At 55.0% G+C, this 14636-nt stretch carries 12 protein-coding genes; 3 read left to right on the plus strand and 9 right to left on the minus strand.

Going from position 1 to position 14636, the window contains the following annotated elements:
* The first annotated feature begins 61 nt into the window (after window positions 1-61).
* Complete coding sequence (locus GA0071312_RS01570; RefSeq protein WP_165603932.1) at window positions 62-1630, plus strand: AAA family ATPase; 1569 nt, start codon at window positions 62-64, stop codon at window positions 1628-1630.
* A 305-nt stretch (window positions 1631-1935) separates the two neighbouring features.
* On the opposite strand, the gene GA0071312_RS01575 is transcribed toward GA0071312_RS01570, so the two are convergent.
* From GA0071312_RS01575 to GA0071312_RS01600, 6 genes are all read right to left on the minus strand, one after another.
* A complete protein-coding gene (locus GA0071312_RS01575; RefSeq protein ID WP_131817678.1) occupies window positions 1936-3585 on the minus strand; it encodes a copper resistance CopC/CopD family protein in 1650 nt (549 codons plus the stop codon).
* The gene (locus GA0071312_RS01580) at window positions 3582-4157 is read right to left on the minus strand and encodes a YcnI family copper-binding membrane protein (RefSeq protein ID WP_074443347.1); all 576 of its coding nucleotides are present in this window, start codon (window positions 4155-4157) and stop codon (window positions 3582-3584) included. Before GA0071312_RS01580 ends, GA0071312_RS01575 begins: the two co-directional genes overlap by 4 nt.
* Window positions 4154-5311 carry a methanobactin export MATE transporter MbnM gene (locus GA0071312_RS01585; protein WP_074443348.1) on the minus strand — a complete coding sequence of 386 codons (1158 nt, stop codon included), beginning with the start codon at window positions 5309-5311 and terminating at the stop codon, window positions 4154-4156. The genes GA0071312_RS01580 and GA0071312_RS01585 overlap by 4 nt, the downstream gene beginning before the upstream one ends.
* 5 nt (window positions 5312-5316) lie before the next feature.
* Window positions 5317-6252, minus strand: a complete 936-nt coding sequence (locus GA0071312_RS01590; protein WP_083204218.1) for an MbnP family copper-binding protein — start codon at window positions 6250-6252, stop codon at window positions 5317-5319.
* A 67-nt stretch (window positions 6253-6319) separates the two neighbouring features.
* On the minus strand, window positions 6320-6682 hold the full coding sequence (locus GA0071312_RS01595; protein WP_074443349.1) for a hypothetical protein: 363 nt from the start codon (window positions 6680-6682) through the stop codon (window positions 6320-6322).
* 160 nt (window positions 6683-6842) lie between these two features.
* On the minus strand, window positions 6843-8048 hold the full coding sequence (locus tag GA0071312_RS01600; protein WP_074444054.1) for an IS256 family transposase: 1206 nt from the start codon (window positions 8046-8048) through the stop codon (window positions 6843-6845).
* 238 nt (window positions 8049-8286) lie between these two features.
* Between GA0071312_RS01600 and GA0071312_RS01605 the strand changes: the two genes are divergently transcribed.
* Window positions 8287-8853: a tyrosine-type recombinase/integrase gene (locus GA0071312_RS01605; protein WP_074443350.1), complete on the plus strand. Its 567-nt coding sequence runs from the start codon at window positions 8287-8289 to the stop codon at window positions 8851-8853.
* Here GA0071312_RS01605 and GA0071312_RS01610 read toward each other — a convergent pair.
* Window positions 8823-10442: a tyrosine-type recombinase/integrase gene (locus GA0071312_RS01610; protein WP_074443351.1), complete on the minus strand. Its 1620-nt coding sequence runs from the start codon at window positions 10440-10442 to the stop codon at window positions 8823-8825. The two genes, GA0071312_RS01605 and GA0071312_RS01610, sit on opposite strands and share 31 nt — an antisense overlap.
* Window positions 10443-10635: 193 nt before the next feature.
* Between GA0071312_RS01610 and GA0071312_RS19505 the strand changes: the two genes are divergently transcribed.
* The gene (locus GA0071312_RS19505) at window positions 10636-12135 is read left to right on the plus strand and encodes a hypothetical protein (RefSeq protein WP_131817679.1); all 1500 of its coding nucleotides are present in this window, start codon (window positions 10636-10638) and stop codon (window positions 12133-12135) included.
* A gap of 470 nt (window positions 12136-12605) precedes the next feature.
* Here the strand turns inward: GA0071312_RS19505 and GA0071312_RS01615 are convergent, their stop codons facing one another.
* Both GA0071312_RS01615 and GA0071312_RS19510 read right to left on the minus strand, forming a co-directional pair.
* Window positions 12606-13412, minus strand: coding sequence for a tetratricopeptide repeat protein (locus tag GA0071312_RS01615; protein ID WP_074443352.1), 807 nt, complete (start codon window positions 13410-13412; stop codon window positions 12606-12608).
* Between the two features lie 871 nt (window positions 13413-14283).
* Window positions 14284-14568 carry a DUF6626 family protein gene (locus GA0071312_RS19510; protein ID WP_131817680.1) on the minus strand — a complete coding sequence of 95 codons (285 nt, stop codon included), beginning with the start codon at window positions 14566-14568 and terminating at the stop codon, window positions 14284-14286.
* Between the last annotated feature and the right edge of the window lie 68 nt (window positions 14569-14636).

Here is a 14636-nt window from a genome sequence, read left to right on the forward strand (position 1 = left end):
GCCTCGGAGGGAATCCCCCGAGTCAATTTCAATGCGGATTGGTATTAGGGGGGAGCCGCTCGTGATTGTTCTGAATCAGCCATTCAACCATCTCCCGAATGACATCGTTGGGTTGATCGATCATCATGCCGTCCTGCGCCCGCTTGACACGAAGGATCTGTCGGCAATCATCGAGGAAATCACGCAAACGAGCCTACCCGTGATCGCCGATGATCTCACCACGGGCCTGACCCTGGATCAGATCGCAGGGGCTATTCGTCTTCGTGATAACCCAGCCGCCATGATCCGGCGTCTTCATGCGCTGCGGCAATCGGCAAATCGAACTCGTTCGATTGCGGTTCCAAAGCTGCAGGATTTGTCAGGCTATGGGGAAGCAAAAGCCTGGGGATTGATGCTGTCGCGTGAGATTGATCGGTATCGAGCGGGTGAAATCACTCTTGCCGATCTGCCGAAAGGCTTGCTGCTTTCCGGTCCGCCAGGCTGTGGGAAAACGTTGTTTGCTCAGTCACTTGCCGTCACTTGTAACATCCCCATCGTACCGTCGAGCGTCGCCGATTGGTTACAGAATGGCGACGGCCATTTGGGCGATGTCATGCTTGCGGTGAAGAAAGTCTTCGACACAGCGCATCAACAGCAGAAACCGGCGGTGTTGTTTCTCGATGAATGCGACGCCTTCATCGATCCGTCTAAGACACGAGATCGGTCGAATTGGTGGCAGACCTTACGCGCGGGGGTTCTCTCATCAATCGATGGAGCATCAACTGAACCCGGGCTGATCATTTTGGGGGCTTGTAATTACCCCGAGCTGGTCGATCCGGCATTACGCCGTTCCGGTCGTCTCGATCGCCATATTGAGATCCCGCTTCCCGACGCGGATGCACTCGCATCGATGCTGCAATCGGCCCTCGCAGACGAGCTACCTGATGCCGACTACCAGCGTTACGGAAAGGACATTATCGGTTCGACGGGCGCAGACGTCGCCCGCTTCGTGCGGGAAATCCGTGCTCGTGCGCGTGATCACGGTCGCAACGTTACAGCCGACGACGTGAAGGCGGTATTGTCCCCGCCTGATCAGCGGCCTGCGGATCTGATCCGGCGGATCGCATTTCACGAGGCCGGGCACGCGGTTGTCGCGTCACTCCTCGACCGAGACGTCAAGGCTGTGTCGTTGTCGAAAGCTGACACAGGATTCGGGGGGTACGTTCTCGCGACGAGACCTATGATCTTCACACATGCTTCAATTGAGGAGGAGGTTCTGATCGGTCTTGCGGGGCGAGCCTCAGAGGTCATGTTCGGGCTGGCGGCGTCGAGCGGAGCCAGCGCGGATCTTGTCGAAGTTACACGGCTGCTCGTGCGAGCGCATGCCAGCTATGGATTCGGATCATCGCTGTCGAGCATTGATGAAACAGCCGACATCCAACAGCTTTTCATCGTCGATACGCGGCTGAAACAGATCGTCGACAACGATCTCGATCAACTTTGGCGGCGTACGATCATGATCGTCGAACAGAACGCGCAAGCGATTCGGTCTGTTGCCGAGCGGCTGATTGAACGCAGGCATCTCGAAGGTGATGAGATTTCGCAGATCGTCGCGATGTGCCGTTCAGGGCCGGCATTGGTTACCGAGTAACGTCGTTGGAGTAATCCGTGAGTGCGACGTTGAATCCGTTATTCTAGAAATGCGGATGACCCCGTCCGAGAAAATTCTCGGACGGGGTCATCCGAATGTGGAGCCGCATCGCGTCGGTCACCTGAAGCTACTCCTCAACACGACGGTTTCAGTTCCATTCGGACGTGCAAGGTGGCATTTGCCGTACGCCTTGTTTGATCTCTCGGTTTATCAGCGTGGTCTCGGCGGGAACGGGGCCGGAAGCAGACCATCCGCTGGCGGGAGCAGCAAACGGAAAGAAAACGTTACTGCCGCATAAGCCGTCATTATGGCAATAACGTCAATTCGGTTCCAATGACGGCTTTCTCGAAATCCGTGATGAGGATGTCGAGCGTCATGTCCCATACGCCACCGGGAGGGAGATGTATCGGGCCGGCCCGCCAAATCCCGTCATCGTCCTTCTCGGCCCGGATCTCAATCGGCTCCAGCCCGTCCGTCGGGCGCGCGAGGAAGACGGTTACCTCCAACGGCGTCATCGGTGCGAAATTGCCGTCGAGCGGCGTGATCGTGATGTGGTTAGCGCCCGCACGACCGGGGGTCATGACAATGTCCGCCATCGCAGTTGGTCCGTGCAGATGGGCCTCTATCGCCGTTTCGACAGACGGGGGCATTGCCCGTGGTGGCGGAAGAATCCGGAAGCCGGCAGTCAGGGCGAGGATCACGAGCATCGCCACGATCTCGATCCGGATCGAACGTACGAGCTGCGGGAGCGCCTCCTGCGGTGACGCAGCCATTGCTGGGGTAAGGACGAAGCGATGACGCAGAGCGAGAAGCAATACTCCTAAGACGACGGCGATCTTCGCCATCAGAAGCATGCCGTAAGGCGTTTCGATGAGCCCCGTCGTCGTTTCAACCTGGCGTATAGTAAGCGCGATGCCCGTGCCGACGAGCACCAGCACCAATGGTAGAGCCGGCCGCGAGAAGCGTTGCAGCCGCTGCACGGCATCCGGGCGGCTCAACTCCGAGATCAAAACCGGCAGAGCTCCGACCCAGAAGATCATCGCGAGCGCGTGGGCAAAAACCAGCGGGGCCATGACCATGACGGGTTCGGCCCGCGCCGCATGCCCTGCAACCGCAAAGGAACCGGCTGCGAGAAACCAGGCGATCGCGGCGAGGTAGGGTCGACTGCGCAACAGCGCAATCCACGCGGCGAGCCCCGCAAAACCTGCCAGGATCGCCGCATAGCCATAGGGGCTCATGATGGTGTTCGACCAATTCGCGAGATCGGTCAGCGCTCCTATACCGCCTCCGATCAGATCCATGACCTGGGCAGCGAGAAGCAAGCCGGCGGCTGGAAGCGTGCTCAATGCCAGCCACCGCGCCGGTCTCGGCGATGCTGCACCTGAAGTCACTCTCCAGAAAGCCCCTCCGACGCCGAAGGCGAGCGTGATCGTCAGGAGACCCCGGGACAAGACTGCCGGCCAGGCGGTGGCCTGTTCTGCGATCTCCGCAGGCTCGGAAACCGTTCCGATCGAAAAGACATGCGTTCCCCCGACCGGGTGACCGTCTGCGGAGACGACGCGCCAGCTCAAAACATGCGTGCCTTCGGGAAGTGTTTCGGGAGGCGTGACGATCAGCGTCGCGTCGGATGCCCGTGCCTCGACATCAACGGGCTCGGAGGTGCCAGGCAGAAACCATCGCGCTTGTAATGGGCCGATGGGCTCGTTGAAGGTCAGCCGCACATCCTCGGGCGGGTCATCGAGAACAGTGCCGGCGGGCGGCTCGCCCGATCGCAGCTGCGCATGGGCAAAGGCGGGTGTTGAAATGGCAAGGGCTGCCGCAAGAGCAACGGAAAGCGCTACCAAGATCAGCAGCACAGCTTTTATTGATCGCGAGGAACCCTTGTTCATGCTCTTACCCCGTACTCTGCCCGAACAGGCGGCGGAGATCGCTCTCCGCCGCCGCTTTCGTGTCAATTGTGGGAATGCCCGTGTGAATGACTGTGCGAATGGCCGTGGCCATCGGCAGGAAGGACCATCACGCCGGGCGCCGGATAGCGCAGATCACTGCGGGTCTGGTTGCCGGTCGGGATTTCGATCCAGCGCTCGCTCGCGCTCGCACATTCCTGAACCACGGGGATGAAGAGCATCTCGTTGGCCGGAAGCTGATCCGTGAAACGCGCGCGGAAGATGAACTCGTCATAATGCTCATCGAGCAATTCACCTTCCCAGATGATCTCCTTCACGCCCTCAGTAATCTCCCGGCCATGGCTGGTGAAGGGCTGCGACAGCGGCCCGGTCACGGTCGTCAGTTCCCAGCCGGCCTTCGGCATCGGCCTGACCCCGACAACGCCGTCGGGAATCGCAATTCGGACGCGCAAGGTCGGCTCACCAGCGCAGCCGTGTGGGATGCGGGTGACCATGCGGACCGTGTTGTTTTGCACGACTTCCCGGTTCTCGAAGGTCGCATGCGCATGAGCAGCCTCCTGCATGGCGAAGGTTCCCGCGAGAAGCGTCAGCGCACCCAGACCATAGGCGAGGTATTTCATTGTGTTTCCTTCCTGTTTTGCGAGGGATGATCGAGCTTTTCGGGCATGATGCGCCCGGCTCGGGCCGGGTGTCCCTCCGGCCATGGGTCTGCGAAAGCCGGATTGCTGGTAAAGCGCTCGTCGGTAAGGCTTTCGAGAAAGGCGATCAGATCGGAGACTTCCGAGTCCGAAATCGTGAATCCGGGAACGAGCGGGTCACGGTTGGGATCGTAATTCCCTTGCCGTGCTGCGTCGCCCCCAGCGGCATAGTGCCGGATGACCTCTTCCAGCGTGTCGAAGCGGCCATCGTGCATATACGGTGCGGTCAATTCGACATTACGTAGCGAGGGGGTTCTGAAACGCCCCTCGTCGCGGGACGAAAGCGTGAATTCTGCAAGGCCGCCCATAACGCCGAGACCGGTATTGTGGAACGAGGTCTGCGCGAACGCACTGCGTGACGTCACCAGATTGTTGGTGAAATTGAACCCGGCATGGCAGTGATAGCATTCGAGCCGGTGATCGAAGAACAGCGCTTCGCCCCGCAACGCTTCGACCGAGAGGGCCGAACGATCACCACCGTATTTGTAGCGATCATAGGGGCTGTCGGCGGTGATTAGCGTTCGCTGAAAAGCGGCAAGGGCCCGCGTGACCGTATAGAGATTTGCCTCCGGCGTATCCGGAAAGGCGCTCGGGAACGCTTCCTGGTAGTATGGATCCGCCATGATGCGCTGGAACAATTCGTCTTCACGCCCGGCATTGCCCATCTCTTCCGGATCACTGCCGAAGAGCGGGATCAAGGCATGAAATTCGAGCGTCTCCACCATGGGGTTGGCCCAGGTGAGTGTCGACATATAGGCGACATTTCCGAGCGAAGGCGCGTTAAGGAAGCTGCGCTGTCCTCCAATTCCGATGGATTTGGCCCGCCCGTCAGAAAACGCGCGGGATTGTTCATGGCAGGATGCGCAAGCGATCGTTCCGTCTGCGGAAAGGCGCGCGTCATAGAAGAGATGGCGACCGAGCGTGACACGCTCGACCGTCATCTTCGATCCCGACGGCACGGCAGGCGGTGGCAGCCAGTCCGGCATCTGCCAGACAAAGACCCGGTCTTCGGCATAGGATGCCGTTACCGCCACGCACACAGCCGCGACCGCCGCAAACAGCAGCGGACCACGCATTTTGATTACCGCATGGTCGCAAAGAGCTGTTCGCCTGCCGGCAAGTCCCTGAACGGCAGGCCGAGCCTGCTCATCACCGGCACACAATCATCGTCGTTTGCGAAAGACATGCATCCTGGCGAGGTGCCCGGGGTATTGTAGTCGACATCCGCCTCGGCAAGGACGGGAACCGGATCGAACACAACCACGTTCGATTTCGGATCGAATTCAGCGAATCTCACCGAGACATGATTGGGGTTGGCGCAAGCTTCGACGGGTGGTGTCGTGCGACTCTCGGATGCGCATCCGGTCGAGCCGAGATGCAGGGACCAGCCACGGGCACGCGGTCGCTCGTCAGCGCTTCCGCCGACGTGGTCGCCGGTCGTTTGAACGGTCTCGATGGGCATTCCGGCCGTTGCCATGTCCAGGTTGATGAATTTGTAGCCGCCCTGCCAATTCCAGAACATGGCGGTAAGATTCAAGGGCGATGCGGCCAGGGTCGGATCATTGTGGTTCAGGGAAAACGGCACGCCGATATCGAATGCCAGACCGGTATAGTCGCCCTCGGGCGCGGTGCCGTGGACGCGCGTATTGATCTGCGGGGTCCCATTGACGCAGGTCCCGGTTCCGTCGGAAAAATCAAGCAGTGCGACATTCTCGTACTGCCACTTCCCGTCTTGCTCCAAGGCAAGTGGTGTTTCTGTTCCGTCAGCTGCTAAAAGCTGCAGGTTTGTCACAAAAACCCGAAAATCGGCGATCTCCACGTTTGATTGCGTGACGCCGATCCCCTCATAGGCCTGCGCACAAGAGAACGGGCTGCCGTCTATCTCGGCCGCAAAGCGGATTTCGACAGGCTTGGTCGGTGCTTCGGATGCGGCGTATGACGGTTGCACGGCAAGAATGGCGGCAACACATGCCGTCGCGGATACAGCAGCTTTCGCTGCGAATCTAATGGCATTCATAGGATTTCTCTTCGATTGATATGCCTGCAAGCAGGCGTTCAGACCGCAGGAGCGGTCCGTTTGATCATCAAACGAAGGAAAGAGGAGGACCTCGGGCCGGCGGGGCGCGTGGATCGAACTGCGCGACGCGCGCCGGAACAGCCGGCCTATGCGCGGCGATCACATCATAGCTGACGACCAGAGCGGTCGTGCCGACGCCGGGGATCGTGATTGCACCGGCCAGCATGCAGGCCGGGCAATCATAAGCCGGCCAGCCCGTCGGGGCCTCGCCATTGTCTGCCATCTCGGTCAGGCACAGATCGTCGAGCGATCCACCGAGTTCGAGATAGGCGACGAGATCCGGGTCACGTTCAGGCGCTTTATGGTGATGGTGACCGAAACCGAGCAGAGCGATCGCTAGCGCGAGAAGCGCTATCTGAACGCGTACCAATGCTCGGAATCGATTACTCATAGGAACGATCTAGCCTCGACTCAAAGCGCCAGTCAATCACTTAAGTGTGATAGTGTTACACAATTCGGCTCGGATACAAGTGTCATTTCGGTCGCGTCCGTCAAGCTGGTGTAATTTTCTGGATGGCCTGAGGTCATGATCAGGCGGCTTTTGTGGTTATGCTGAGGATGGGATCGATCTCCTCCTTGTCGATCTGTGCGAATGCCTCGACCATCATGTAGCGGCTTGATGTCTGCCATTCGTCATTCTGCTCGAAGAGCACGGCGCCGATCAAACGCATGATGGATGCTTCATTGGGGAAGATCCCGACGACGTCGGCGCGTCGCTTGACCTCCTTGTTCAGACGTTCAATTGGGTTCGTGCTGTGCAGTTTGGTGCGATGCTGGCGCGGGAATGACATGTAGGCCAGCACGTCGTGCTCGCTGGCATCCATGAGATCGGCCAGTTTTGGCCAGCGCGGGCGCAGTTGCTCTGCGACCTTGCGCCAGGTTTCGCCGGCATGGGTGCGGTCGGGTTGATCGAAGGCCTGTCGGATGGCAGCGGCGACGACAGTATGCTGACCACGCGAGACATGGGCCAGGGCGTTGCGCATCCAGTGGACGCGACAGCGTTGCCAGGTTGCTTCGAAGACCCGGGCGATGGCGGCTTTGAGGCCTGTATGCGCGTCGCTGATGACCAGTCTGACGCCCCCCAGGCCGCGAACGCGCAGGGATCGAAGGAACTCGGTCCAGAATGTCTCGGCCTCGGACGGGCCGATACCGAGGCCGATGATCTCACGGCGTCCCTCGGTGTTGGCGGCCACGGCGATTATTGCGGCGACTGGTACGATCCGTCCGCCCTGGCGCACCTTCAGATAGGTGGCGTCGAGCCAGAGATAGGGCCATTCGCCGGTGAGCGGGCGGTTCAGGAACTCGCCGACACGTTCGTCGATGTCCTTGCACAGCTTCGACACCGTGCTCTTCGAAATGCCGCTCAGCCCCATGGCCTGCACCAGCTCATCGACGCGACGGGTCGAGACACCACTGATCCACGCCTCCTGGATGACGGCCACCAGCGCCTGTTCCGAGGTCTTGCGCGCTTCGAGAAAGCCCGGGAAGTAACTGCCTTGACGCAGCTTGGGAACCCGCAGGTTCAGCGTGCCCAGACGGGTATCGAGAGCGCGCTCTCGATACCCGTTACGCCACGTTGTGCGTTCGCCGCTGCGCTCGTGCTTGCCAGCGCCGATCAGGCCTTCGACATCCGCCTCCATGATCAGCTGCAGGACGGCCTCGGCAACGCTGCGCAGAAAGTCTCCCTGATCGTGCTTGGCCAGAAGTTCGGACAGGTCCATGTTCGTCTTGGTCATCGGGGTCTCCATGTGGTCCGGGGTTGAAGTCAGCAAACTCCACCTCGACCATACACCTCGATGGCCACCCAGGATCACACCGTTGACGGCACTGAAATTACACCAGCTCCTTGGACGCTACCTTTGTCCCTATCTCATTGAATTCATTAAGAGAATTTTTCAGCATACAGTGCGTAGCAATCTCTAATGTCATTATATACTATTGATTGTACGATATCATTGGATTTGGGAGGCCGATATGCGACAGGCTCAAACGCTGAACGATGCCCAATTGAAGCGGGTCCTCAATCACATCACCACGCGAAAACATCCACAACGTGATCGCACGATCGTACTGGTGAGCGTGTATGCTGGTTTGCGGGCAAAGGAGATCGCAGGCTTGAAACACGGTGACGTGTTCGATGCTGATGGCCGAGTGAGGGAGCAATTCATCCTCACCGCCGACCAGGCCAAAGGTGGCCACCGACGAACTGTGTATTTGAGCCAGCGCTTGCGAAAGGCGCTGGCTGACTATCGGACCAGCATTCCATCGACCGATCCGAATCCGCCCTTGTTCGCCAGTCAGAAGGGCGGACATTTCTCTCCCAACACCATGTGCCAGCTGTTTCTCTCTATCTACAAGGCATGTGGGCTCAAAGATGCCAGCAGTCACAGTGGCCGTCGCACCTACATTACCCGATTGGCGAACAAGGGCGTCGGCGTTCGCTTGTTGGCTGCACTGGCCGGCCATCGCCACATCGCCACCACCCAACGCTATATCGACGTGAACACCGATCAGCTGACTGAGGCAGTGGAGCTGCTCTGATCCGTTTGCTGATGGCCCATTAGCCTCAGCAATCCATTCCCAGTTAGTTTGCCCTGCCCAAATGCCTGCAATGCGCGTTGCCGCAATCTTTCGGACAATTCAAAACCGGGTTTATCGACACCCAACGCAGCGATCAGCCCATTCTCAGAAAGCCTTCCATCTTCAAAGAGATCGAAGGCCATCTCTGCCGATGATTTCGACCCATTATCGGCAGCCGATGCCTCCTTTGGCAGTGACACAGATTCTGATCCAGCTTCGGCATCGCCCTCATCCGGTTCGGCTGGCAGTGCGTCATCAACATCATCATCATCGGTGACGGCTTTGTTCAATTCGGCAGGATCGATTTCCATACCGCTGATAGCCTGCTTCTGTCGATATTCCTCAGCCGTCAGCTCATAGCGCTTGCCGGTCAGCGCCTCCTTCTTCAGACGTGGTGTGAGATGGCTGTAATGCTGCTCGATCATCTGAATGCTGGTGCCCATCTGAATGGCGAGCGTGTGGATATCGAGTCCATCGTTGACCAGGCCAAACGTCGCATAGGTATGACGTAAGCTATAGAGTGTGCGATTGCGCCCAGTACGTGGGCACTTGAGCAAATCCGTATCCTCCATCAGACGCCGAAACGTCTGACGAAGGTTCATCGTCGTCGTTCCATCAGGCAATCGAAACACCGGCGTGTCGATCTTGCGCTTCAACAGCTCCTCAAATGGAAAACCAGCGATATCTGCGCAACGTGACTGAATGCGCTTGAGATAGTTTTCCGTACCAGATCGGCAGATGATATCACGCCTGCCGGTTTTGCCATCGACCGACATCTCCAAAAACGTCTTTCCCTTATCGGTGAACAGGTTGACGTGTTTCCAATGCAGATTGTCGGCTTCGGTGCCATGTCTGATGCCGGTATTGGCCAGGATGAGGATATAATCACGCAACAGGTGGCGCATATCACGTGATTTGCCCTTTCGACCAGCGTTGATCCAATGAGGCAGATGGCCGAGCAGCTTGCGGTATTCATCTTTGTCGAAGTCAGGTCGGCGCTCGCTGTCCTTGCCCTTGTTGATGAGCAACGGCACGTGCGAACGATGGATATAGCCCTGTGCAACGGCCTCATCGAAAACACGGGCAATGGCCGCATTATGGGTGTTGAGGGTGGAGGCTTTGGGCTCTTTGCCGATCTTTTCCACCCGCCATTTTGAGAATGCCTGCAGGTCGGCGAAGGTGATGGTGTTGACGTGCTGATTCTGAAAATACGGGATGAAATAGCGTTTGAGGACGGCGATATAGTCCTTGTAGCTCTTTTTGCCCGTACCGGCTGCCAGCTGGTTTTGCATATCGGCGATGCATGTGGCGGCAACGTCGGCGAAGCGCTTTGTGACGACGGGCAGATTGTTCTTCAGCCGAAGCTGATACTCCATGTACTGCTCACGTGCGCGTCTTTTGGCATCGTCGAGTTGGCGGCAGCCGGTGCTGATACGAACGAGTCGCTTGCCGGCTTTGAAGGCGGCTTGCCACGCTCTGCTGTTGGGGCGACGGGTGAGCCGAATATCCCCATCAAGTATGGTCTCTGTCGCTGAACTGAGCTTGGGCATGGCCCCCCTATCGCATCATCGAACCCGAACTTTTTTGGCGAGACCCAAAACGTCGAACGCTTTGGCCACCACAGCGATTCGCATCACTATGGCCGACACAGTATGTGGGCAAAACGCTCAGAAAACGAGTGGCCACCGTCATTTGACGTTCTATGTGTTGGTTTGTATATTCTGAAGCGTTAGCGAGGGAAGCATGCATACGCTATACTGTCTGACGGCAATTGCAACACTTCTAATTGTAATCGCTACTCCGCTTGAATCTCAATCTTTAATAGAAGGTCCAGTTAAAAGACCGGGTGATCCGGCGAGCGGATATCCGTCTGTCTCTGGTGAAGAGGATATACCGGCATATGGCAGAGCCTTTCTCAGTCAACCCGAGTCAATTCGAAAAGCTATACAGGTAAAACTGCATGAATTAGATCTGTATCAGTCCACTATAGATGGACTGTGGCATACCAGTACAAAAAATGCGATAAGGGATTTCGCTGACAAAACCCAGCTTAGCTTTACTCTTTACGGTGAGTCTGTTTCGCAGAGCCTTCTCGAAACTATTTTACACTCAAATGTAGAATCTTTTCATGCGAAAGGGCACTCGAATGTGAGTTCGACCGATTTATTTTCTCCGTCAAATTCTCAGAACAATCAAAGCTCTGATGATATAACATCGCCCTTGCAATCACATAATTCAAAGAAACATTTTCCGTCGAATTTGGAAGTAAGAGAAAAAATACTACGCAGTGAAAATGATATAAAATTATGCACAAGGGCATTGGATGCCGATAATCAGCGGGTGTGGGGTAGTGATAAATTGGCGATTGCGGTAGCGAGTGATCGCGGCCTTGATTTAGCAACATGTCAATTAGTCCTCGAATATCAAGCTGACTCAAATCAAGTTGCTCAGCTGGAAAAAGAAAAAGTCGCAAAAGCGGAACAAAACGAAAGAACGCGACTGCGCAATGAAACGTTTTCCTCAGCTGCTGCTTTACTGCAGCCTGGGGATGTTTTTAATCCTCCGGATCCCCCAACACCGGTATGTGGGGAAAGCTTGTCACCGCAAAGAATTGGAGATACTTTTTGGTGTACGAACTCAGTTGTGAATGGAGATATTGACCTGAGTGTGCATAGTACGCTTCAATATCGGGAGGACAGAAAATTAATAAGTGCTGTAGTTGGAATCAGAAATTTATTTTCGAATATGGAGGATGCGAAGAATGCTGTTGAAGCAGAATTCTCTGATTTAGAGATGAATCATTATGATGAGATAGTCGATGATGCTGACAACATGTTCAAGGCTTTAGCTGCTGGTATGCGCACATTTGGCGGTCGAGCGAAAGGTGAGCCGCCAGTTGCGGGATGGAGGCAGGTTAGATATTCATTCGGATGCGATGCGTACATGCGCGAGAATCGCCGAAGGCGAGATCGCAATGAAGATAATTGGATCAACGTTGATAGTTATATAAGTCCGCTAAGTGCTCACACTGACGTTGTTGGTTACAATTGGATAAATTGGGATGTTCTTCTTAATGGACTTGGTAGGGAACTAGATCGGACTGAGTTATCAAGAAACGACCAAGGCAGGTGCGTTCTTGCTAGTATTGTTTCAGTCTCTCATAAACAAGTCGACTTCATTAATCCAGCGGCTGAGGTCGTAGAGATTCTTATCGGTGATATAAAATTGGATCGAATAAATTAATAGATCTTATTGCAAGTCATTTTGATGAATTCAATTTTTGCCTATCATCAAAAAGTCCCAATGCGTCGATGGCCCAACGTTGTTTTTGTTGCATTGTTGGTCGGCTGACGTTCGGCACTAAAACACATTCTTTGCGTTGATTTTGAATCTAAATTATTAGCACGCTCTGCTGTTGGGGCGACGGGTGAGGCGAATATCGCCATCCATTATGGTCACCGTCTCTGAACTGAGCTTGGGCATGGCCCTCCTGTCGCATCATCGGACTCGAACTTTTTGGCGAGACCCAAAACGTCGAACGCTTTGGTCACCACAGCGATTCGCATCACTGTGGCCACCACAGTATGTGAGCAAAGCGTTCAGAAAACGAGTGGGGCGGTGTGTTACAGGTGTGTTACGAATATGATAGGCTGCAAGTTCCATTTTCGAAAAATACGTCTTCACTTATTCCAAAAAAATATTAATCAGCGTGTCTAGCAGTCTGTGTAATTGCTGGACATGCAACGCTGTGCACGAGATTGTGCTTCCGCAATTTGTTCATTCGTCATGCTTTCTGAAATTCGGTTTCGATACTCAATGGCATTGGCATCTCCGTTTGCTGCGGCTATATTAAACCACATATGAGCAACGGTATTATTTTGCAAAATTCCGTCTCCGCTCGCGTAAATAACACCCAAATTAAGTTGTGATTGCGCATCACCTTGCTTAGCGCTGCGCTTATACCAACGAACCGCGTCTTTATTACTTTTTTCAACACCTTCTCCTAAAGCATAACTCTGGCCTAATCTGAATTGTGCGTGCATGTTACCAGCCAACGCGCTCAACAGAAACCAGCTTCTAGCTTCAGCGTAATTTTGTAATACGCCGCTACCTTCGGCATAGCTTATGCCCACATTGAGTTGAGCATACGCATTTCCCTGATCGGCACTCAGTTTATAAAAATAAAAAGCTTTACTGTCATCCTGTTTAACTCCACGGCCACTTGAATACATTGTACCTAAAGCCAATTGCGCCCCATCATTGCCTTGTTCTGCGCTCAATTTATACCAATAAAAGGCGGTTGCATCGTCCCGCTCAACACCTAAGCCTGATGAATAAAAAAAACCTAATACCCCTTGAGCGGTAGCGTTTCCCTGTTCCGCTGCTTCTTTGCAATAATCGTAAGCTTTATCGTAATTACGCGTACTAACATTAGACCAACACATTTCGAAATCAGCCACAGCGCCGTTCGCGACCAAGCTAAACACGCTCGCAGCCAGAACCATCAGCACTTTTTGCATTCCGCTAACCCCTATCTCACCTAAATCGCACAATGATCTAGAATACGTCACGCACAGTCGACCGGCAAACACCGGCGCATAGGCTCTCCTTGCCCCCAACCAAAAGACGGCAGATCTGACCCCACTACGCCAACCTCCGAAGAATATGCTCGTTGAGGCAAGCGAATCAATGCAGAGCGCCCTTGTACATTTGGCTGAACCCAAAACGTCGAACGCTTTGGCCACCACAGCGATTCGCATCACTATGGCCGACACAGTATGTGGGCAAAACGCTCAGAAAACGAGTGGGGCGGTGTGTTACAGGTGTGTTACGAAAATCAGCGCTGGCTGAAATTTAAAAATCAGCCTAAATCTTTGTTTTATAAGAGAAAAAGTGGTAGCGGAGGAGGGACTCGAACCCCCGACACAAGGATTATGATTTGAGCGTTGGTATTTTTTCACAACATTATCAATGACTTATGCTGGCACTCCTCCGGTGTGTTAGAAAATGTGTTATGAACGCGTGTGGGGAGGCTCGCAGCGCAACCTAGTAGCCATGTATGATCAGGCCAAAAACGGATGCTGCGAGCGCGCCTGCGACTACGAAGGCGAGCAACTTGCCGAGTGTGCGAAGGATGTGCATTCGTAAAGCTCCATAATGACATGCGGTCACGTTTTCGAACCTGTTTTGAGACTTAACGCTGGCTCAAGTTTGCCTTCACCAATCAGCGGACATGGCCCCACCGAACTACTCGCCCAAAACATGCGCAATCCCAAACGCAGTGGCAACCGAAAAATGCCCCAACCTAACGTATGTGGTTGAATCCGCTTGTCAATTTTTGCTATATTAAATCATATGCATCTGTATCACACCACTCTGCGATTGCGCTGCCTAATGACAAGCCCTGCCCAATCGCTTTCCCAACGCGCAAAGATCGACGCCGACTTGCTTCAACGCCCTATGCGGGCTTTGGGCGAGCTGGCTTGCGCACGTTGTGATGCGCACACAGCAGTTGCGAATAGCAGCTGCACTTGGGTCACGCCGTTTATGTCTCAGCACGCGCAGATAGCTCTCTTCGCGTCCAAGCCATTGCGTGACGAACTCGCTTCGATGCTGAACCAGACCGATGCGCTTCAACTCGGCGAATGCCGATTCAATCAATTCGTTTTCGTTCATAATCAGCCTTTCTGTATAAATACACGGAATAGAAAGTGGCGCCGCCACTCACATATTTATAGGAGACC

This window comes from Saliniramus fredricksonii (assembly GCF_900094735.1).
Lineage (GTDB): Bacteria > Pseudomonadota > Alphaproteobacteria > Rhizobiales > Beijerinckiaceae > Saliniramus > Saliniramus fredricksonii.